This window comes from Nocardia sp. NPDC050435 (assembly GCF_040655395.1).
In the GTDB taxonomy this organism is placed as follows: Bacteria; Actinomycetota; Actinomycetes; order Mycobacteriales; family Mycobacteriaceae; genus Nocardia.
This window is the reverse complement of record NZ_JBFAJW010000005.1, coordinates 1-21,183: the sequence shown is the minus strand read 5'-3', so window position 1 is coordinate 21,183 and position 21,183 is coordinate 1. Positions and strand designations below refer to the sequence as shown.

General features: G+C 70.0%; 18 protein-coding genes, 1 rRNA gene and 1 pseudogene. 1 reads left to right on the top strand and 19 read right to left on the bottom strand.

The features are described 5' to 3' along the window. Window positions 1-58: 58 nt before the first annotated feature. The 11 genes from AB0I43_RS16030 to AB0I43_RS15980 all read right to left on the bottom strand — a co-directional run bounded on the left by AB0I43_RS16030 (window position 59) and on the right by AB0I43_RS15980 (window position 11,900). The gene (locus tag AB0I43_RS16030) at window positions 59-1,441 is read right to left on the bottom strand and encodes a serine/threonine-protein kinase (protein ID WP_357432320.1); all 1,383 of its coding nucleotides are present in this window, start codon (window positions 1,439-1,441) and stop codon (window positions 59-61) included. Continuing rightward, the gene (locus tag AB0I43_RS16025) at window positions 1,438-2,703 is read right to left on the bottom strand and encodes a hypothetical protein (RefSeq protein WP_357432318.1); all 1,266 of its coding nucleotides are present in this window, start codon (window positions 2,701-2,703) and stop codon (window positions 1,438-1,440) included. The genes AB0I43_RS16030 and AB0I43_RS16025 overlap by 4 nt, the downstream gene beginning before the upstream one ends. Further along, complete coding sequence (locus AB0I43_RS16020; RefSeq protein WP_357432316.1) at window positions 2,690-4,162, bottom strand: serine/threonine-protein kinase; 1,473 nt, start codon at window positions 4,160-4,162, stop codon at window positions 2,690-2,692. The genes AB0I43_RS16025 and AB0I43_RS16020 overlap by 14 nt, the downstream gene beginning before the upstream one ends. Window positions 4,163-4,340: 178 nt before the next feature. Beyond that, the gene (locus AB0I43_RS16015; RefSeq protein ID WP_357432314.1) at window positions 4,341-5,285 is read right to left on the bottom strand and encodes a copper transporter; all 945 of its coding nucleotides are present in this window, start codon (window positions 5,283-5,285) and stop codon (window positions 4,341-4,343) included. 34 nt (window positions 5,286-5,319) lie between these two features. Further along, entirely contained in the window at window positions 5,320-6,531 is a 1,212-nt protein-coding gene (steA, locus tag AB0I43_RS16010) for a putative cytokinetic ring protein SteA (protein WP_356979607.1), read from the bottom strand. Window positions 6,532-6,599: 68 nt separating this feature from the next. Continuing rightward, complete coding sequence (locus AB0I43_RS16005; RefSeq protein WP_357432312.1) at window positions 6,600-7,829, bottom strand: cytochrome P450; 1,230 nt, start codon at window positions 7,827-7,829, stop codon at window positions 6,600-6,602. Continuing rightward, the gene (locus AB0I43_RS16000; protein WP_357432310.1) at window positions 7,829-9,130 is read right to left on the bottom strand and encodes a cytochrome P450; all 1,302 of its coding nucleotides are present in this window, start codon (window positions 9,128-9,130) and stop codon (window positions 7,829-7,831) included. The genes AB0I43_RS16005 and AB0I43_RS16000 overlap by 1 nt, the downstream gene beginning before the upstream one ends. Beyond that, window positions 9,127-9,687: an ATP/GTP-binding protein gene (locus AB0I43_RS15995; protein ID WP_356979637.1), complete on the bottom strand. Its 561-nt coding sequence runs from the start codon at window positions 9,685-9,687 to the stop codon at window positions 9,127-9,129. The genes AB0I43_RS16000 and AB0I43_RS15995 overlap by 4 nt, the downstream gene beginning before the upstream one ends. Before the next feature lie 28 nt (window positions 9,688-9,715). Continuing rightward, window positions 9,716-10,096 (bottom strand): DUF742 domain-containing protein, encoded by a 381-nt coding sequence (locus AB0I43_RS15990; RefSeq protein WP_356979612.1) that lies wholly within the window; start codon window positions 10,094-10,096, stop codon window positions 9,716-9,718. Next, window positions 10,096-10,506 carry a roadblock/LC7 domain-containing protein gene (locus tag AB0I43_RS15985; protein WP_356979613.1) on the bottom strand — a complete coding sequence of 137 codons (411 nt, stop codon included), beginning with the start codon at window positions 10,504-10,506 and terminating at the stop codon, window positions 10,096-10,098. Before AB0I43_RS15985 ends, AB0I43_RS15990 begins: the two co-directional genes overlap by 1 nt. Beyond that, the gene (locus AB0I43_RS15980) at window positions 10,503-11,900 is read right to left on the bottom strand and encodes an ATP-binding protein (protein WP_357432309.1); all 1,398 of its coding nucleotides are present in this window, start codon (window positions 11,898-11,900) and stop codon (window positions 10,503-10,505) included. The genes AB0I43_RS15985 and AB0I43_RS15980 overlap by 4 nt, the downstream gene beginning before the upstream one ends. 175 nt (window positions 11,901-12,075) lie before the next feature. Here AB0I43_RS15980 and AB0I43_RS15975 point away from each other — a divergent pair, with 175 nt between their 5' ends. Continuing rightward, a complete protein-coding gene (locus AB0I43_RS15975) occupies window positions 12,076-12,501 on the top strand; it encodes an SRPBCC family protein (protein WP_356979615.1) in 426 nt (141 codons plus the stop codon). Between the two features lie 55 nt (window positions 12,502-12,556). Here the strand turns inward: AB0I43_RS15975 and recN are convergent, their stop codons facing one another. From recN to rrf, 8 genes and pseudogenes are all read right to left on the bottom strand, one after another. Further along, window positions 12,557-14,326, bottom strand: a complete 1,770-nt coding sequence (recN, locus tag AB0I43_RS15970; protein ID WP_357432307.1) for a DNA repair protein RecN — start codon at window positions 14,324-14,326, stop codon at window positions 12,557-12,559. Further along, a complete protein-coding gene (locus tag AB0I43_RS15965; protein ID WP_356979617.1) occupies window positions 14,304-15,290 on the bottom strand; it encodes an NAD kinase in 987 nt (328 codons plus the stop codon). Before AB0I43_RS15965 ends, recN begins: the two co-directional genes overlap by 23 nt. Next, window positions 15,287-16,108: a TlyA family RNA methyltransferase gene (locus AB0I43_RS15960; protein ID WP_357432305.1), complete on the bottom strand. Its 822-nt coding sequence runs from the start codon at window positions 16,106-16,108 to the stop codon at window positions 15,287-15,289. The genes AB0I43_RS15965 and AB0I43_RS15960 overlap by 4 nt, the downstream gene beginning before the upstream one ends. Window position 16,109: 1 nt before the next feature. After that, window positions 16,110-16,370, bottom strand: coding sequence for a hypothetical protein (locus AB0I43_RS15955; RefSeq protein ID WP_357432303.1), 261 nt, complete (start codon window positions 16,368-16,370; stop codon window positions 16,110-16,112). A gap of 36 nt (window positions 16,371-16,406) precedes the next feature. Next, complete coding sequence (locus tag AB0I43_RS15950; protein WP_357432301.1) at window positions 16,407-17,336, bottom strand: HAD-IIA family hydrolase; 930 nt, start codon at window positions 17,334-17,336, stop codon at window positions 16,407-16,409. A gap of 51 nt (window positions 17,337-17,387) precedes the next feature. Next, window positions 17,388-18,359, bottom strand: a complete 972-nt coding sequence (locus AB0I43_RS15945) for a glutamate ABC transporter substrate-binding protein (protein WP_357432299.1) — start codon at window positions 18,357-18,359, stop codon at window positions 17,388-17,390. A gap of 445 nt (window positions 18,360-18,804) precedes the next feature. Next, window positions 18,805-19,623: pseudogene (locus tag AB0I43_RS15940) on the bottom strand (hypothetical protein); the annotation flags it as partial. 1,469 nt (window positions 19,624-21,092) lie between these two features. Further along, window positions 21,093-21,183, bottom strand: a 5S ribosomal RNA gene (gene rrf, locus AB0I43_RS15935); the annotation flags it as partial.

Genomic DNA, 21,183 nt, shown 5'->3' with positions numbered 1-21,183 from the left:
GGTCTGCTCCTCCCCCCGATGAGCCGAACGTCACGTTCACCCGCGTGCCTGGTAGCCCTCAGATCGGCGCCTCGCTCCACCATCGGTCGTACAGATCGCCCCCGGACGACATCCCGAACGCCTGCAATGCGCAGAAATTGCGGTTCGATTCGCCGAACCGCACATCGAGCTTTCCGACCTGACCGCGGTACTGGTCGGGGTCGGTACGCCAGACAGCGGTTCCGGACCCTGACGGGCGGGTCCAGGCGGACTCGCCTTCGCCCGGCGTGGTGATCGGCGGATAGGGCGCGCGATCGGTGCGGCATTTGACCATCAGCCACCAGACGGTCGGGTTGTCGCCGGTGCACACGATCCCCGGCACAGCGGCGTCGTCGACGGCTTTGCAGCTGAGATCCAGGTGGCCGCGGGCGGCGGGCGTGGCGGGCAGGAGATCGGGGAAGGCGGCGACGAGGAAATCCGCGCTGCCCCACGGCGCGGCCACCGACGCCGCAGTGGTCGGGGGCGGGTCCACCGGCGGGTCGGCTCGGAGGCCGAGGGCCGCGGCGGTCGCGGCCACCGTGATCGCCGCGAGGCCTGCCGCGAGCGCGACACGGACCCGGCGAACACGCCGGAAGGTCTTGCCGCCCAGGGCAGCCCGGGCGGCCTCGGCCAGTTCGCCGCAACCGTCGTAGCGCTGCGCCGGGTCCTTGGCCATGGCGCGCGCGATCACGTCGTCCAGGGCGACCGGCAGGCCGGGCGCGACCCGGCTGGGGCGCGGCGGCGGCGCGGACAGCTGCGCGTGCAGCATCGCGGCGGCCGTCTCACGCCGGAACGGCAACTGACCGGTGAGCAGGTGGTACAGCGTCGCGCCCAGACCGTAGACATCGGCGCGGCGATCCAACTCGCCGCCGCGGATCTGCTCGGGCGCGGCGTAGGCAAGCGTCGCGGGCATGGTTCCGGTCGCGGTACCGCCGGTTTCCTCTTTCGCGATGCCGAAGTCGGTCACCAGGACGCGGTCACCGTCCCGGGAAACCAGGATGTTGGCCGGTTTGACGTCACGGTGCAGCAATCCGGCGGCGTGGACGGCGTCCAGCCCGCGGGCCGCTTCGGCCACGATGGCGACGGCCCGGGCGGCGGGCAGTCCGCCGGCCCGCACGAGCGCGGCGGCGTCCTGGCCGTCGACGAATTGCATGGCGATCCAGAGCAGTTCGCCATCCGCGCCGCTGCCGTAGACGGACACCAGGTTCGGATGGTCGAGCCGGGAGGCCAGCTCGGCCTCGCGCCGGAAGCGTTCCCGGAACCCGGGATCGGCGCTGCGGCCGGGCGCCAGCACCTTCAGCGCGTCGTGCCTGGGCAGGCGCGGGTGGCGGGCGAGGTGCACCGCGCCCATGCCGCCCGCACCGAGCCGGCGTTCGATCACATACCCGGCCACCTCGGCTCCGGGCCGCAGGCCGCCGGTCACCGGGTGTTGGCGAGCAGCGCGTACTGGGCGGCGGCCCGGCGGCGGACGAAGGTCTCGTCCGGGCCGATCACCGTCGCCAGGTACCGGCCGTCCAGCAGGTAACAGCGGTGGTAGGGATCGGTGCCGTTGAACTCGATGCGATAGCAGAACACGTCCGGCACGCCCACCGGTCCGGCGATCAGGGCCCGTTCGGCGTCGGTGGACTCCGCGACCGACTTCGCGATGTTGTCCACCAGCGCGCGGTAGTACCAGCGGGCGCGGCCGGCGTCCTGGAAGCGGTAGAGGCTCTCCAGTCCGGTACCGGCGATCCGGTCGATGCCGAACTCGCCCGGTTGAGTGCGATCGGTCTGCTCGACCCGGATCTGGTGGTCGACGCCGCCGGGTCCGAATACGACGCCGCCGTTCATCCGCACCCCGATCGCCACCGACACCTCACGGAAGTAGTTCTCGCGGCGGCTCAGCGACGGGAAGGTCCACTGTCCGGGCTGCATCGGCACCATGCGGGCCAGCATCCCGTCCGGGTCCAGCGGCAGTTCGGCCAGCCGGCCGTCCCGGGTCGGGGTGAAGGTGTCCAGCCTGGGTAGTTGCGCGTCGAGCACGGCGGCGGCGACCCCGGCCAGCGCGGCGCGATCCGGTTCGGGCAGGCGCAGATACAGGGCGACCAGGAACGATCCGTGCGCGGCGTAGACGCCGAGGGTCGGCACCGTGGGACGCCAATGACTGTGCACGCCTGCGTATCCCGGGATATCGACGAGCTCGTTGCCCACACCGGCGGCGAAATCGGCCGCCGCGATCTGCTGGGCGGCCGCGGCCGCGGCCGCGTCGTCCCGCAGGCTCAGCACCGTGATCCGGATCAGCCTGGACTTGCCGTTCATCGTGGACCGTTCGCCGCCGGTGTCGTTCGCGGTGATCGAATAGCCCGCCACCATGCCGTGTTCGGTGAGCGGCGGGCGAGCGACGTCGGCGAGGATGCCGACCGAGGCCAGCGGCGTCGGCAGCAACGCCGAGACCGGATAGACCAGCGTGTCGTCGACATCGATCGGATTGATCACCGCCTCGGCCAGGCGCGCGGACTCCAGGATGCGGCCGTAGCCGGGCTTTCCGTTGGCCGGGACCGGCAGCGGAGTGGTATTCCATTCTCCGACATCGAGAATGGACAGATCCGGGCTCGCGGGCCGGGGCGTGCCGGGCACCATGCCGACGCAGCCGGCGAGCAGACCGGCGATCAGCAGCAGAACAGGCAGGCGGTCACAGCGGCGCATCGGCCCACCACTTCTCGAACAGGTCCGCCCCGGCCACCTCGTTGCGGCCGAAGGAGTAGAGGTAGCAGGAGTTCCGGTCGGCGCTGTCGAAGGTGACCATGAGGCCGTAGGTGTAGCCCTGCGCGGTCTCGCCGTCACCCCATACCGCCGTGCCGGTTTCGGCGCCCTTCGTCCAGCGCTGCTCGCCGCGCTGGGTACCGAAGACGAAGTGGGGTTTCGGCCGCGCCGAGCGGTCCGTCGTGCAGGTGATGGCCACCATCTCCAGCGGATCGCCGTCGCCGTCGCAGCGCAGGGTGGCCAGACCTGCCGGTGCGGCGGTGAGCGGGACGCTGGTGCTCGCGTCCTTGGAATCGACTGCCCGGCAATACATTCCCTTGTAGCCGAGGGCGAGCGGAAACGAGGGCAGCAGATTCGGGAACCGCGCGGCGATGCCGCCGTAGACACCCCACGGCCCGTCGTCGGGGCTCGTCGGCGGGGCCGGTTTCGGAGTGCCGGCGATGCCCGCCGCGGCCGGTGCGGGCGCGGGTCGCAAGCTCAGGCCGAGGACCGTGGCCGAGGTGATCACCAGGCCGATCACCGCGGCCGCCAGCAGGATTCGCCCGCGCCGGCGCGGATTCGGTAGCGCGGGTTCGGCTTCTCCGGCCGCGACGGCCTGCGCGGCGGCGGCCAGCGCGCCACAGCTCGGATACCGATCGCGCGGGTCCTTCGCCATGGCGCGGGCGATCACGGCGTCGAAGCCGCTGGGCAGCAGCGGATTCAGCGTCGTCGGCCGCGGCGGCGGTTCGCTCAGGTGAGCGTGCAGGATGGTCAGCGGATCGGTACGCGGGAACGGGACCGAGCCGGTCAGCAGGTGATAGAGGGTCGCGCCGAGGGCGTACACATCGGCACGGCGATCGATCGTCCTGCCCTCCAGCTGCTCCGGCGCCGCGTAGGCGAGGGTGGCCAGCACGGTGCCCTCGGCGGTGAGCGCCGTCGACTGCTCGACCGCCCGCGCGATCCCGAAATCGGTGACCAGCACCCGGTCCGGCACACCGTCCGCCTGCGCGACCAGGATGTTCGCGGGCTTCACGTCCCGATGCAGCAGCCCGGCGTCGTGCGCGGCGTCCAATCCTTTGGCCGCCTCGGCGACGATGTGCACCGCCCGCGGCGCGGACAGCCCGCCCCGCACCAGTTCCGCGGCGTCGCTGCCCGCCACGAACTGCATCGCGATCCACAGCCGGTCGTCGGCGCACCCCCGGTCGAGCACCGCGACGACATTCGGATGCTGCAGCCGCGCCGCCAATTTCGCTTCCCGCAGAAACCGCGCCCGGCTGTCGGCGGCACCGTCATCGGTGAGCACCTTCAGCGCCACCGGCCGGCTCAACTCGGGATGCCGGGCCAGATACACCGCGCCCATTCCACCCGAACCCAGTTGGCGCACAATGCGATACCCGGCAAAGATCTCACCCGAAACCAGCACCGCACCCATTCCTGCCCGAGGAATCCGCGCAGCCCACGTTCCGCAACGCCCTGTCCCCCACTAGCTCTCCGACCATCGCGCGCCCGCCCACGCGGGCACACGCGATCCGCAGATTAACACGGCCTCCGAGCACCGGCACCGGGCATCCGGAACGGCTTCGGGACCGCCGCGGCGTGGGCTACCGGGGTGGGGCGGCGAAGGTGAGGGAGGTGGCCTGGGCGCCGGTGCCGTAGCGGCCCGAGCCGCCGTTGAGCTGTTCGGACAGGCCCAGCACGGTGGTGAGGCGGCCGATGGCGCGGTCGAGGTGGTCGACGGTGGTGACGGTGGTGGCCAGGACCGAGTCGGCGCGCAGTTTCGCGATCGGGCCGGGGCCCTCGGCGGCGCCGGTGCGGCCCGCGAGGACGGTGCCCGAACTGCGGGCGCGCAGGGCGCCGGCGAAGCGGGCGATGTTGTCGCCCTGGTTGTTCTCCCCCGCCCGCGCGCCGTTGCCGGTGATGACGAGGGCGAGCTGGGCGGGCCGGGCCGGGGTGTCGCCGTAGGCGAGGAAGCCGCCGCCGCGCAAGGTCTCCAGCACCAGCGCCAGTTCCTCCGGCGTGCTGCGGGGCTGCGGATTGGCCGGGTCGAGCAGCAGCACCAGCCCGAGCAGGTCACCGGCGAGACTGGCCTGATCGACCGAACCGGTCCGCAGTTGCGCGCCGGCCGGGATCACATTGGTGAGCGAGGTGCGCATCCGATCGCCCTCGCTCGCGTCGAGGAACGCCTCGGTCAGCGCGATCCGCCCGGTGATCGCCGCACCCGCGGTGTCCAGGTCGCGGGTCAGCGCCTCCACGTCGGCGGGATCGGCGTCCGGGGTGGTGAACACGGTGACGGTCCGGTCGGCGAGCGCACCTTTCAGGATCTGGCCCGCCGATCCGGCGACGAACCGGTCGGCGGCCTCGAGTTCCTCGGCTTGACGACGGTTCCGCTCGGAAAGCTGATCGACCTGCTGGCGCAGTTCGGTCTTGTCCGAACGCAGCCCGGTGAGCATGTCCGCGGCCAGGGTCTGCGAACCCAGCACCACGCCGATGGCGAGCGCGAGGAAAATGCCGACGATCGAGATCAGGTGCTGCCGAACCGAAATCATGATCCTCCGTTGCTGGGGGTTCGAGCCGGTTGTCTCAGAGCAGGCCGTCGACGGTGTCGCGCGCCCAGAACAGGCCGCGGTCCCAGGTGGCGCCCACCCAGTCGACCAGTTCCCCGGTCGAATTCGAGGCGAGCAGCACCACGATGATCGCGATCAGCGCGGCCAGGACCACCATCGAGATCGCCACCCCGGACATCCGGCTGCGATACAGCGTCGCGACCGCTTTCGCGTCCATGAGCTTGGTGCCCAGCTTGAGCCGGGTCAGGAAGGTGGCCGGGCAGCTCTCGCGGCGACCGGCGTCGAAGAAGTCGTCGAGCGAGGCGGGCGCGCCGGCGGTGACGATCAGCGCGGCGTCGTGATGCCCGGCCAGCAGCAGCGCCAGGTCGGCGGGTGCGCCCGAGGAGGGGAAGGTGGTGGCCCCGATGCCGAGATCCTGGATGCGCTCCAGACCGCGGGCGTGGCCGTCGGTGTCGGCGGGCAGGATCACCTCGGCGCCGGATTTCAAGGTGGCGGTGCTGATCTCCTCGGGATCCCCGACGATCAGATCCGGCTGATACCCCTGCTTGACCAGGGTGTCCGCGCCCGCGCCGACCCCGACCATGACCGGGGCGTACTCCTTGACGAAGGGCTTGAGCGCTCTGAGATCGGCCGCGTGCCCGGGCCCGTCGGCCACCACCACCACGTGCCGGTCCTTCATCGACAACTGCAACTGCGGAATGCCCACGCCGTCGATCAGCAGCGGGCTCTCGGTGCGGATGAACTCGATCGCGTTGCCCGCGAACGCCTCCAGATGATCGGCCAGCCCGGTTCTCGCCTCGACCATGCGCTCGATGATCAGCGCGTCGGTGAGCTGAACGCCCTCGAACAGGACCTCCGGGTCCTTCTTGGTCAGCTTGTCGGCGTAGACGACGCCGCCGTCGATGCGGATCTTGGTGCCGTCCTTGATCCGGCCGAAGACGTCCGGGCAGGCGGTGTCCAGCAGCAGGATCCCGTTGGCCACCAGCGTTTCCGGGCCGAGATTGGGGTAGCGGCCGGAGATCGAGGGCGCGGTGTTGATCACCGCGCACACTCCGGCCGCGACGAGCCGATCGGCGGTCAGCCGGTCCAGATCGAGTTCGTCGAGCACGACGACATCGCCCGGACCGACCCGCCGCAGCAGACGCCGGGTGTTGCGATCCACCCGGGCCACACCGGTCAGACCGGGTAGCGTTTCGGTGTTCCTCGACAACAGCGCCAACATCTTCATAGGCCGATGATGTTCACTATCGCGGAGCTGTGGGGGGAGGCGCGCCGACCATTGGCCCAGGTCGCGCCTTAATTACCCAGGTGAATCGGAAACGCCGCCAAGTCGTTCTGGGTCATCACCGGCAGGTTCGACAGGTCACCGTCGGGTACCGCGAGCCGCAGCTCCGGGAAGCGGGCGAACAGTGCCGGCAGCGCGATCGCGGCCTCCAGCCGGGCCAGCGCTGCCCCCGGGCAGATGTGCGGGCCGTAGCCGAAGGACATGTTGCGCGGCGCGGTCGGCCGGGTGAGATCGAACTCGTCGGCGTCGGCACCGTGCAGGTCGGTGTCGCGGCCGATGGCCCGGTAGGACATCACCACGCCGTCGCCCTTCTCGATCACCAGGTCGCCGATGGTGATGTCCTCGGTGGCGAAACGCATCAGCAGGTGGCTCACCGGGCCGTCGAAGCGCAGCGTCTCCTCGATCGCCGCGGCCCACTCGCGGTCGCCGCTGTGCAGGGCGGCCAGCTGCTCGGGATGGGCGAGCAACGCGCGCACCGCGTTGACCAGCAGGCTGACGGTGGTTTCGTGGCCCGCTGCCACCAGCGCCTTCAGGTTGCCGATCACTTCGGCCTCGGTCAGCGGTTCGCCGCCGTCGGTCGCCTGGATCAGCGCGGAGGTGAGGTCGTCGCCCGGGGTCGCGGTCTTCGCCCGCACCATCTCGGTGAAGTAGACGTCGAGTTCGCCGATGACGCGCAAGCGCTCGTCCTGCGGGGTCATCACCGAGAAGAACTTCTTGTACCAGCCCAGCAGCAGATTCTCGTCGGCCGGGTTCACCCCCATGAGCTTGCCGATGACCCGCATGGGCAGCGGGTAGGCGAACACCGTCTTCAGATCGACGACGCCGGCCTCGCCGGCCTTCTCCAGATCGTCCAGCAACTCGGCGGTGATGGACTCGATGGTCGGGCGCAGGTCCTCGAGCCGCTTGCGGCTCAGCGCCTGGGTGGTCTTCAGGCGTAGTCGCCGGTGCTCCGGGCCGTCCACGCTGAACATCGAGCGGTCGACCAGGATCATGCCGATCAGCGGCCACTGGGTGGTGACCACGCCGTTGGTCCACAGCGACCAGCCGTTGATGTCCTTGATCAACCGGGTGTCGGTGAGCAGCTGGCGGGCCAGCGCGTGCTCGGTCACCGTCCAGACCGGGACGCCGAGCAGGTCGATCTTGGCCAGGCGACCGGCCGCGCGCAGGCGCGTGGTCTCCCCTGTGAGGTCACCGACCATCGGGTCGATGGCAATCGTCTCCAGATGTGGGCATTCCCGCATTACAGCGTCCCTCCAACAGCACGTACCGGGGTGAAAAGAACTGGTAGCGAAGTCATTCCGCGCAGGAACGCGGAGGGACGGCGCACCAGGGTCTGAACGGGGACGGCGAGATCGATGTCGGGCAGCCGGTCCAGCAGCACTTCGATTCCGGTCCGGGCGATGATCTCGGCGATCTGCTGCGCCGGGAACGGGCAGCGATATTCGCCGTAACTGAAGGAGAAATGCGCGCTGTTGCCGGCGTGCGCCGGTTCGGTGTTCACCGAGACATGCTGGCGCACATGCGGATCGGCGTTGGCCGCGCCCAGGCCCAGCAGCAGCAGATCACCGGCGCGAATGATCTTGTCGGCGAGGCGGGTGTCGCGCGCGGCCCAGCGCCCGGCCAGGATCTGGGTGGGGGTGTCCTCCCACAGCACCTCGTTCATCGCCTGCCCGACACTGCGCCGGCCGCCGCCCAGCGCGGCGGCGAAGCGGTCGTCGGTGAGCATGAGCCGCACCGAGTTCCCGATCCAGTCCGCGGTGGGCAGATAACCGGCGGCGGTGACCGCCATGATGTCCATGACGTATTCCTGATCCGAGAACGGCTCCGGATGCGCCAGCATGCGCGAGGTCAGGTCGTTGCCCGGCACGGCCTTCTTGGTGGCCATCAGCTTTCCGCACAGCTCGGCGAAACGCAGGTGCGCCTGCCGGGCGTCGGCGCCGCCGTCGGTGAAGGTCTTCATCACCCAGGCCAGCTCCGGGCCCTCGGCCTCCGGGAAACCCATGATCTGCGCCAGCACCAGCACCGGCAGCGGCTCGGCGTAGTCGCCGACGATCTCGGCCGACCCGCGACCGCAGAAACCATCGATCAGCCGGTCGGCGATGTCCTCGCAGACGCGGCGCAGTTCGAACGGATCCACCGACTCCAGCGCCGGTTCCACCATCGACACATGGCGGCGGTGCTCGGCCCCGGCGGTGAAATAGATCGAGGGCATGGGCTGACCGACCATCGGCAGCAGCGGCCAGTCCTCGGGAATGTTCGGCCACTGGTTCCACAGGCCGACATCGCGCGGGAACAGATCCGGATCGCTGGTCACCTGATGCAACTCGCGATAGCCGACGACCAGCCAGGCCGGGATGCCGCCGGGCAACTCGACCGAGACGACCGGCCCGTGCTCGCGGCGCATCTCCCGGTAGAGCTGATGCGGATCGGTGTGAAAACGCGGGCCGCTCAACGGAACCGCGCCGGAATCGTGCTGCACCGGGCAGCCCGAGGGCGCCGGATCGCCGGTGAACGCGATGTCTCCGGAATGGCTCGACGTCATCGGACGAATTCCTCCCTAGCTGCGTAGAGATGCTCGACCAGGGTGATCAGCACCCCTTTGCCGGACTCGCGGGACCGGGCGTCGCACTCGACCAGCGGCACCCGCGGGTCCAGATCCAGCGCGTCGCGGACGTCCTCGAGGCGGTGCCCACCGCCGAAGTTGTTGCACGCCACGATGAACGGCGTCCCCATCGATTCCAGCCGATCGATGGCGTACCAGGAATCGGCGATGCGGCGCTGGTCCACCAGCACGATGGCGCCCAGCGCGCCGGCGAAGAGCCGGTCCCACAGGAACCAGAACCGCTCCTGGCCCGGCGCGCCGAACAGATACAGCACGTGCTCGTCGTCGATGGAGATCCGGCCGAAGTCGAAAGCGACCGTGGTGGTGGACTTTCCGCGCACCGCGCTCAGATCGTCGATGCCGACGCTGCTCTGGGTCATCGTCGCCTCGGTGTCGAGCGGGCGGATCTCGCTGACCGCGCGCACCAGCGTGGTCTTGCCCACCCCGAAGCCGCCGACGATGACGATCTTCAACCCCTGACTGGTGGAAGCGGCCAGGGGCGCGTCGGCCCGGGCGGGCCGCAGATCAGAGCTTGCGAAGTCCAACGAGCACCTTCTCGAGTGTGGAGGCGTCCGGCAGCGAAGTCCACGGCGCGCCAGGCGAACTCGGCGCCGCATGTGGATGCCGCACGGTGATCTTGCCCATGTCCAGCAGATCGGAGAGCAGGATGGTCGCGATGCCGACCGGCAGGCGCAGCTCCGCCGCGATCTCGACGACCGCGGTCGGCGCGGCGCACATCCGCAGGATCGACACGTGCTCGGACTGCATGCCCGGCGTCGGATCCGATTCGGTGACCACCAGGGTGACCAGGTCGAAGCTGTCGGAGTCGGGCTTGCTGCGGCCACCGGTCAGGGTGTAGAGCCGGTCCGGGTCGTCGTCACGTCCCGGACGGCCGGGCCGGGTCATCAGCGCGCCGATCCGACCCGCGGCTGCGCGGCGAGATAGTGGCCGAGCTGCTCGACCAGCTCCCGCATGTTGTGCCCGATCAGCCCGGCGTCGGCGTCCTCGCTCGCGACGACCGCGATGTGCGCGCCCATCCCGGCCTCGACGACGAACAGGATGCCGCCGTAGAACTCGGTCATGGACTGGCGCACGCCGCCGCGGCCGTTACCGAACTCGACGGAGGCGCCGTGCGCGAGGCTCTGGATGCCGGCCGCGATGGCGGCCAGCTGATCGGCGCTGTCGGTGCCCAGTTCCGGTGTGTGGCAGATCTTCAGGCCGTCACCGGAGAGCAGCAGCGCGTGACGGGTTCCATGGGTACGGGTCAGCAGTTGTTCCAGCAGCCAGCCCAGCTGTGACGGCACGGTTGTTGTCAATGTTCGTTCTCCAGCGCGACAGAAGGGGCAGAGGGTCGAGCGTCAGCGCCGTTGCTGTTCGAGGAAAGATCCGGATTCGGTTCGCGCGGCGCCACAGCGCGCTGGAACGCGCCGAAGGCCGACGGCCGCGACACCGGCGGCGGAGGCGTCGGCTCCAGCCGGGTATCGGGCAGGCCCTCGGGATGCACCGCGGCCAGCGTGGAGCCGCGGCGGCGCTTCGGCAGCCCGGAATCGACCACGCCGGAGGTGGTTTCGGTGCCCACCGGCAACGGCTCCGGCGCGGCGGGCGCGGGTTCGGGCGTCTCGACGATGCGGTTGCGGCCGGTGGTCGGCGGCGTCAGCGCCGTCATCGGCGCGGTGGTGCGTTCCAGGCGGGTGGTGAGATCGCGCGGCACCACCACGACCACGGCGGTGCCGCCGATGGCCGAGGGGCGATAGGACACGGTCAGCCCGTGCTTGCGGGCCAGGTGCCCGACCACGGCCAGACCCAGCCGGGTGCCGGTGAGCGAGGACAGGTCCGCGCCGCGCTGATCCGCGCCCTGCCCGGACACCGCCTGCTCGGCGCGGCGCAGCGCCGATTCACTCATCACCAGGCCGGAGTCCTCGATGGTGAGCACCACGCCCGCCGGGACCTCGGCGGCGTAGACGTGCACCTCGGTGGTGGGCGGGGAGAAGTTGCAGGCGTTGTCGAGCAGTTCGGCCAGGGTGTGCATCAGGCCCTCGGCGGCGTGACCGGCGACCGCGATCTCGGCGACCGCGCGCAGGCGCACCCGCTGGTAGCCCGCGACCCGGCCCATCGCGCCGCGCAGAATCGATTCCATCGCAATCGGTTTGGCCCACCGGCGGCCGGTGCGAGCGCCGCTGAGCACGGCGATGCTGTCGGCCAGGCGCCCCGCCTGGGCCGTGCGGTGATCCAGTTCGAGCAGGTCGGCGAGCACTTTCGGGTCGGCGTGCCGGTGCTCCATCTCGCGCAGCTCGGCCAGCATCGAGGTGGTCATCGCCTGCATCCGGCCCGCGGCGCCGGCGAACGCGGCCATCGCGGCGGCGCGGCGGTTCTCGCTGTTCTTGATGTCCCAGGCCTGCTTGGTGGTGGCCTCGTTGGCGGCCGCGATGATCGCGGCGGCGTCGGCGTTGGCGGTCGCGGCGGCCCGGCGGATGCGCTGGGTCTCCTCGCGGAAGTACACCGCCGCGGTCAGGCTCGCGCAGACCAGCAGCGCCACGAGCACGGTGCCGACCAGCAGCGGGACGCGGAAATCGGCGGGCGCCGCGAGCACCGCCACGGCGATCACCAGGGCGCTGACACCGGCGCTGATCAGCAGCGTTCGATAGGGCAATCGCGGGCCCGGCGCGGCGGGGCGGTATAGCTCGCCGTCGGGATTGGATGACTGTGACAAATTCCGATCTTCCGCCAAAAATGCAGGACGCCAGGCAGTTTCAAAATCGGGCATGAGCATAACCGGAGGGGCGGGTGCGCGAAAGTCGAGAAGGCCGGGGGTGCCCGAGGTCACGGCGCCCGTGATCGGTACCTATATGCTTCCGTCACAGACAGTTCGAACAGGAGATTGCGCCATGGTTACCAGCACGGTCGAGACCGTCATCGCGGCCCCCCGCGACGTCGTCTACAAGTTCTTCGCCGAACGCGACGGCATCACCCCCTACCTGCCGGTCGTGAACTTCACGCTGAAGAAGCCGGGTGCGGGCGCCGCCGCCGGCGTCGGCGCGCAGTACCTGATCGGCGTCGGCGGCCTCGGCATCACCGAGGAGACCACACAGCTGGTGCCGAACGAGCGGATGGAATACAAGATCGTCGCCGGGGCCCCGGTGAAGCGCCACGTCGGCACCATCACCTTCGCCGACGCCGACAACAACAGCACCGTCGTGAATTACACGATGGAATCCGAGCCGAGCCTGCCGGTGCCGGCCAAGGTGCTCGAACTCGGACTGCGCACGCTGATCAACCAATTCCTGGGCGGCGCCAAGAAAGCGCTGCGTTAAACGCGACAAGAATTGCGTTCGGGGCAATACCGCACGGTATTGCCCCGCGCTTTCGCTAGACGCTCGCCCGCTCGGCGCGCGCCGTATCCAGCAGCTCCTCCGCGTGCGCGCGCCCGGTCTCGGTGTCGTCCAGACCGGCCAGCATACGGGCCAGTTCGATGACGCGCTCGTCCTTGGTCAGCGCCCGCACCCCGCTGTTCACCTTGCCCTTGCCGTCATCGGACTTGTCGACCACCAGGTGCGTGTCCGCGAAGGCCGCGACCTGGGGCAGATGCGTCACCACGATGACCTGGTGCGTGCGCGCCAGCCGAGCCAGGCGCTTGCCGATCTCCACCGCCGCGCGACCGCCGACACCCGCGTCCACCTCGTCGAACACCATGGTGGCGCCGTGATCCGAACTCGCCAGCACCACCTCCAGCGCCAGCATCACCCGCGAGAGCTCACCACCGGACGCGCTCTTGCTCAACGGCAGCGACTGCGCCCCGGAATGCGCGGACAACCGGAACTCCACCTCGTCCACACCCGCCGGACCGGCGTGCAACTCCTTGCCGCCGACGGTCAGCGGCGCGGAATCCTGCGGGCCCGCGAGCACCGGACGGACCTCGACCTCCAGCCGCGCCTTGCCCATCGCCAGCCCGCCCAGCTCCGCGCTGACCGCGGAGGCGAGTTTGCCCGCCGATTTGCTGCGCGCGGTGGTCAGCTTCTTGGCCGCCTCCCGGACCCGCTCGGCGGCGATGTCGACCTCGGCGGCCAGCTTCGCCAGCGCCTCCTCCGAGACGTCCAGCGAGCCGAGCCGGGTGCGGGCGTCCTCGGCCCAGGCGATGACCCCGTCGACATCGGAGGCGTACTTGCGGGTCAGGCCCTTCAGCTCGGCCTGACGATTGAGCAGCGAATCCAGCGCGCCCGGATCCGAGGGCAGGTCGGAGAGGTAGCTGCTCAGCTCGGTGGTCACGTCCACGACCACCGCGATGGCGTCCTCCAGGCGCGGCGTGAGCGCGGTCAGCTTCGGATCGTCGGAGGTCTCGATGCGGGCGCGGGCCAAGCCGAGCGCGGCCAGCGCACCCGAATTGTCCTCCGGTGCGTCGGCGGGACCGGCGAGCGCGTCGTGCGCGGTAGCGGCGGCCTCGCGCAGCGAATCCAGATCACTGAGCCGGCGCACCTCGTCCAGGATGCGCTTGTCCTCGCCCGGCTCCGGGGCGACGGCGTCGATCTCGTTGAGCGCGTACTGCAGCCGATCGGCTTCCAGCGCCAGCTCACGGCTGCGCGCGGTGCGCTCCAGCAGTTCCGAACGGGCGTCCAGCCACGACCGCCGGGCCACACCGTATTTGCGCAGCAGCGGCCCGACGGTGTCGCCGGCGAACTGGTCGAGCGCGGCGAGCTGCTGCTCGGGCCGCTGCAACCGGAGCTGATCGTTCTGGCCGTGCACGGTGAGCAGCGGCGCGCTGAAATCGGCGAGCACCGAGGCGGGCACGCTGCGCCCACCCAGGTGCGCGCGGGAACGCCCGTCGCTGCCGACGGTTCTTATCGCGATGACGCTGCCGTCGTCGTCGGCACGGGCCGCGGCCGCCTCCAGCACCTCGCCGACCTCGGCGCGGGCCGCGTCGTTGACGTCCTCGACCGTGAACCGGCCCTCCACCACCGCCCGCGCGGCGCCCAGCCGCACCCGGCCCGCGTCGGCCCTGGCGCCGCTGAGCAGGTGCAGGCTGGTGACGACCATGGTCTTACCCGCGCCCGTCTCACCCGTGAGCACCGTCAGGCCCTCGTGGAATTGTGCTGTGGCAGTAGATATGACGCCTAAGCCGTCAATCCTGATCTCGGTCAGCATTCGTGCTCTCCGTTCGCCGTCGGCCACGCCAGCCGGTTACGGGCAATTGGAACTTGCGCACCATCCGGTCCGCGAACGGGGCGGAATCCAACCGCACCCAACGCACCGGCTCGGCGCCGCGGACCGCTTCCACCCGGCCCCCGCGCGGCAGGGCCATCGTGCGCCTGCCGTCCAGGAAAACTATCGCATCGTGCCCCGTCGCCACCGCCTCGACCGCGATCCGCGAATCCGGGCTGGTCACCAGCGGGCGCGCGAACAGGGCATGGGCGTTGCTCGGAATCACCAGCAGCGCTTCCAGTTCCGGCCACACCACCGGACCGCCCGCGGAGAAGGCGTAGGCCGTCGACCCCGTCGGGGTGGAGACCAGGATGCCGTCGCAACCGAACGAGGACACCGGGCGGCCGTCGACCTCGAGCACCACCTCCAGCACGCCCATGCGCGCGGCGTTCTCGATGCTGGCTTCGTTGAGCGCCCAACCGGTTTCGACGATCTCGTCGTCCACCCGGACGGTGAGATCGATGGTCATGCGCTGCTCGATGCGGTAATCACCGCGCACCACCTGGGCCAGCGCCTCGTCCAGGTGCTCGGCCTCGGCCTCGGTGAGAAAACCGATGCGGCCCAGGTTGATTCCCAGCACCGGCACCGCCGCCGGGCGCGCCAGCTCCGCGGCGCGCAGGAAGGTGCCGTCGCCGCCGAGCACCAGCACCATCTCGCAGCCCACCGCCGCGTCCGGGCAGTGGTCGACGACCTTGGCCGGATACCCGCCCGGCTCGGCCAGAGCCAGCACATCCCGGGTGGGATCCTCGCACTCGAAGCGGGTGCTGTCGGCCTCGTCGGCCAGCACCCGCAACCCGATCCCGGCATCGGCGAAGATCTTCGCGACCCGATGCGCTGTCTCGATGATCTCGGCCCGGCCGGGATGCGAGATCAGCAGAATTTCCCGGCCCGCCGGCTCCGCGCTCACTGTGGACCCTCCTCGACCGCACGCTCGACCAAGGCAGCCACCTCGTCGGCGTCATAACTGAACTGCCCATCCTTGCGCAGCCACAAGAAATACTCGACATTGCCCGAGGGGCCGGGCAGCGGACTCGCCACGGCTCCGAGCGTACGCAACCCGAGCGCCGCGGCCGCCGCCGCGACCTCGCGCACCGTTTCCGCGCGCAACGCCGGATCACGCACCACACCGCCGGCGCCGAGCCGCTCCTTACCGACCTCGAACTGCGGTTTCACCATCGGCAGCAGGTCGGCGCCCGGCGCGGCGCAGGCCGCCAGCGCGGGCAGCACCAGCGCCAGGGAGATGAACGACAGATCGCCCACCACCAATTCGACTGTGCCGCCGATGGATTCCGGCGTGATGCCGCGCACATTGGTGCGGTCGAAGACCCGCACCCGGTCGTCGTTCTGCAGCCGCCAGATCAGCTGGCCGTAGCCGACGTCGACCGCGACCACCTCTTTCGCCTCGCGGGCCAGCAGCACATCGGTGAAACCACCGGTGGACGCGCCCGCGTCCAGACAGCGCTTACCCGCCACCGTGAGACCGGCGGGTTCGAACGCCGCCAGCGCGCCCAGCAGCTTGTGCGCGCCGCGCGACGCCCACGACACCTCGTCGGCCTCCGCCCGCACCAGCAGCGGCGCCGCCGGATCGACCTGGGTCGCCGGTTTCGTCGCCACCGCACCGTTGATCAGGACGCGGCCCGCGCCGATCAGCTCGACCGCGTGCTCTCGCGATCGCGCCAACCCGCGGCGAACCAGTTCGGCGTCCACCCGCGCGCGCTTGGCCACCTCAGATCTTGTCCACCGTGGCGAGCGCCTGCACCAGCACCTCGTGCGCCTGCTCCAGGATGCGCGCGCGACGGGTGATGTCGACACCCGACTCGGCGCTGGTCGCGGCCGAATCGTAGACATCGGCCCGCACCTCCAGCTCGGCGAGCAGCGCGTCGATCTCGGCGCGAATCCGCGCGGGATCGGCAGCCTCGGGACGCCCCGGCGCGAGATGCTGCCCCGGCAGCGGAACGCCGGGACGGGGGCCGTTCGGGGCCGTCATTCCTGGTCCAATCGAGTAGTCATCGTGGGGACAACGCTATCGGATTTCAGAACCGCTTGGGGGACGGCTCTCGGCCCCGCCGACCGGGTGCGTACGCCCGGCGCGCACCGGAACCGCGCGGCCCGGATTGCGCCGCACGCGCTCGGCCAGATCGCCCCCGGGCTCGAAATCGACCGGCGGGTGATTCAGGGCATCCAGCGAATCGGCGACGAAAGTCGGGATCAGCTCCTCCGGCGCATCGGACAATTCCGCCAGCGTGCTGACGCCCGTCAGCACCAGCAGCGAATCCAGGCCGACGGTGTTCGCGCCCTCGATATCGGTGTCCATGCGGTCGCCGACCACCAGGGCGCTGCGGGTACCGGCGCGGGCCAGCGCGTCCTCCATGAGCGGCGCGAACGGCTTGCCCGCCACGATCGGGTCGCGGCCGGACGCGGTGCGCAAGGCGGCCACCATCGAACCGTTGCCCGGCGCCAGGCCGCGTTCGTTCGGCAAGGTCTTGTCGGTGTTGGCGGCGATCCAGAGCGCGTCGGCGCTCAGCGCGTAGGCGGCCTCCGCCAGATCCGGCCAGCCGGTTTGTGGTGAATGTCCCTGTACCACAGCGGCGGGGGCGCTGCCGTTGAACCGGCGGATCGGCCGCAGACCGACCGCGTCCACCTCGGCGGCCAGATCGTCGGAACCCACCACCAGCACCGACGCACCGGGGGCCAAACGCTCGGCGAGCAGCCGGGCGGCGGCCTGCGCGCTGGTCACCACATCGTCGGTGGTGGCCGGGTACCCCAGCTCGGCCAGGTGCTCGGCTACCGTCCCCGGGGCGCGGCTGGCGTTATTGGTCACGTAAACCAACCGCTGCTCGCCCCGGGCCGCGGCCAGTGCGGCCGGCGCGCCATCGATCACCACCGGGCCCCGGTACAGCGTGCCGTCCAGGTCCAGAAGCAGGGCTTCATAGCCGTCTCGTAGTCGCGCCACGGCACAAAACCCTACGCCAGTGCGCCGACAGGAAACGGGCCGGATTGCCTTTCAGTCCTTGTACTTCGGGGCCGGCGGGCCCGGCGAGGCACCGAGCAGACTCAGATGCTTCTGATACAGCGCCTGCCAGGTGCCGTCGGCCCGCATCCGATCCAGGCTGGCGTTGACGAAGCGGACCAGATCGGTCTTGCCGTCCGGGATGCCGATCGCGTAGGAGTCGAACGCCATCGGAGTGCCCACCACCTCCAGGTTGTTGTCCTGCAAGGCGAGGCCGTGCAGGATCGGCGCGTCGGTGCTGATCGCGTCGGCGGCGCCCTGCTGCAAGGCGACCAGGCAGTCGGTCCAGGTCTGCATGCCGATCACCGTCGGCGGTTTCGGCAGGGCGAACAGCGGCTCCAGCGAGGTGGTGCCGGTGACGCTGCACGCGCGCTTACCGGCCAGATCTGCGGCCGAGCGGATGCCCGAACTGTTCACCACGAGGATCTTCTGCTCGGAAACGTAGTAGACGGCGGAGAAATCGATCTCCTTGTTGCGCTCGCAGGTCGTGGAGAAGGTGTTCACCACCAGATCCACCCGGCCGCCGCGCAAGGCCGGGATCCGCTCCGCCGAACTCAACGGCACGAGATCCACCTTCGAGGGATCACCCAGCAGATCGCGCGCGATCTCCCGGGCGATATCGATGTCGAACCCCTCCAGCACCCCCGTGCGCGGGTTCCGGAACCCGAACAGGTAGCCGTCCTGCGCCACCCCGACCCGCACTCGCCCGTTCGCGGCGATCTGCGCCATCGAACTCCCCGCCGGCATCGCACCGCGCGGCGGCAAGGCACCGGGCCGCAAACTCGCTGTCGCATCGCAGGATTGATCACCGCGCTGATTCGGCGCGCTGGTGATCTCGGTGGCCTGCGGCGGCATCGGCCGCACCGGCTCCAGCGTGACCCCCGAGGGCGCCGGTGCGCCCGCCCCACACGCCACCACCAGCACGGACAAAGCGGCAACCAGCATCAACCGCATTCGCTTGATCATGAGACCACCCCTCGCCTGCGATTCTACGACCGATTCACCCCACCTTGGCTACGAATTCACCGGCGCGCAACCCCATTTCGAAGCCGCTGCCCGAAACTTACACGGGCCCAGCACCATTCTCCCGCCAGGCCGCCGCACCCCCTACTCCGACCTGGACTTCCTGCTGGAACGCCGCCTTCACGATGAGCGGCGAGAACTCGCACGGCACAGCCGAGCTGCGCGATTGCCGTAGCCGGGGCGTTGCGCGGGCCGTCCGCGCAGGCACCGCATCCATTTCGTGTGTGGGCGCATCATGAGCCTCCTTCGGAGCACGATCGAGGACGTGTCACGGTCAACGAGAAGGGCGACCTGTTCACCGCCGTGGTGGGCGCCTGTCCGGGCTGTCGGCACCTGAAACGCGACAAGCCCCCTGCGCCGAGGGGCGCAGGGGGCTTGTCGAGTGGGGTCAGAGGTCGCCGGTGAGTTCTTGGGCGCGCTCTTCGGCGTCGGTTTCGCCCTCGACGTCGGCGGAGGCGGCGTTGAGGAACCAGGTGAGGCCCTCGTCGGTGCGACCGGCCGCTACCAGGGCGTCGGCGTAGGCGTAGAAGAGACGGGCGTAGGAGGAGCCCGACTTGGCCGGATCCAGGTCCGGGGTTTGCAGGGTGACGACGGCCTGGTCGAATTCGCCGAGGTCCATGCGCGCGCCGGCTACGACGATGCGCAGTTCGATGGCTTCGTCACCGGTCAGCTCGCGGGCCTCGTCGCTACGGCCGAGCTCGATGGCCCGCTCGGGCCGGCCCAAACCACGTTCGCAGTCGGCCATGACGGCCAGCAGGCCCGAACCACCGGACATCCGGCGGGCCGTGCGGAGCTCGGAAAGCGCCTCGGCCCATTCACCCGCGTGGTAAGCGGTGACACCGGCGGTCTCCCGGACCACCGCGATACGTCCGGCCCGCTGCCGGGCGGCCCGAGCGTGCGCCAGCGCCAGCGCCGGGTCGTCGTCGATCAACCGCGCCGCCATCACGAGATGGCGCGCCACGGTTTCGGCATTGCCCTTGTCCAGCGTCAGCAGATCGCGCCGAACCGCGTTGTCCAGATCGGAAGCCTGCACGTCGTCCGGCAGATCCGGCTCTTCCGGCCGAGGCGGCCGACGATCCAGGTTCCGCCCGCCGACCTCCGCACGGCTGCCCTCCCCGCCCCGACGACGATCCTGGAGGTCACCGGAATCGCGGTCGTCACGCCGGGAGCCGCCGCGCTCGTCGGAGCCACCGCGCTTGAATCCACCGCGCTCACCGGAATCCTTGCCCCGCTTGAACCCACCGCCGTCGCGAGAGTCATCGTCGCGACCGAAGCCGCCGCGCTCATCGCCACCGCGGTTGTAACCGCGATCCCCGGAATCGCCGTCACGCTTGAAACCACCACGGTCATCGCCACCACGGTTGAAACCGCGATCGCCCGAGCCGCTGTCGCGCTTGAAACCACCACGCTCGCCGCCGCCACGGTTGAAGCCGCGATCCCCGGAATCGCTGTTGCGCTTGAAACCGCCACGATCGGACGAACCACCGTCACGCTTGAAACCACCGCGATCATCACCACCACGGTTGAAACCGCGATCGCCGGAATCACTGTCGCGCTTGAAACCACCACGGTCATCACTACCACGGTTGTAACCACGGTCGCCCGAATCACTGTTGCGCTTGAAACCACCGCGATCGGACGAACCACCGTCACGCTTGAAACCGCCGCGATCATCACCACCACGGTTGAAGCCGCCACGATCCGAGGAACCGCTGCGGTTGTAACCGCCCCGATCGCTCGAACCGCCATCGCGCTTGAAACCACCGCGATCATCGCCGCCACGGTTGTAGCCGCGATCGCCGGAATCACTATTGCGCTTGAAACCACCGCGATCGTCACCGCCACGGTTGTAACCACGATCGCCCGAATCGCTGTCGCGCTTGAAGCCACCGCGATCGTCATTGCCACGGTTACCGGAATCGTTGTTGCGCCGGAAGCCGCCCCGATCCGACGAGCCGCCGTCACGCTTGAAACCACCGCGATCATCACCGCCACGGTTGAAACCGCCGCGATCGGAGGATTCACTCCGGTTGTAGCCGCCTCGATCGGACGAGCCACCGCGGTTGTAGCCGCCGCCGGAATCGCTGTTGCGCTTGAAACCGCCCCGGTCGTCGCCGCCCCGGTTGTAGCCACCGCGATCCGAGGAACCGCCGTCGCGCTTGAAGCCGCCGCGATCGGACGAGCCGCCGCTGCGGTTGAACCCGCCACCGGAGTCGCGTTTGGAGCCGCTGCGATCGTCATTGCGGTCGGAGCCGCCGCGGTTGTAGCCGCCGCGCGAGCCGGAGCCGCTGTCACGCTGGAAACCACCGCGGTCATTACCGCGCCGGTCGTCGGAGCCGGAGTTGCGTCTGAACCCGCCGCGGCCGCCCTCGGCGCCGCCGGCGGAGTCGCCGCTGCCGGAGTCGTTGCGGCGGAAGCCGCGCTTCTCGCCGGAACCGCCGCTCGAGCCACCGTGGGAGGGGCGATCGGCGCCCTCGCCGCGTCGGAAGGACTTCCGACCGTCGTTCTGCTCGGACACGGTGATCCCTTTCTACGTTCCGGGAAAGCTGCTCTTCAGGCCCCCTGCATTCAAGCACGTGCCGCCTCGGGGGCCGAGATCCGGCGACGTAATGGGACCAAAAGGTGCCCAAACGACGATAGGGGACCCAGAATCTGGGTCCCCTATCGTGAAGGATGTTCCGGCGGTGTCCTACTCTCCCACACCCTGTCGAGTGCAGTACCATCGGCGCAGGTGGCCTTAGCTTCCGGGTTCGGAATGGGACCGGGC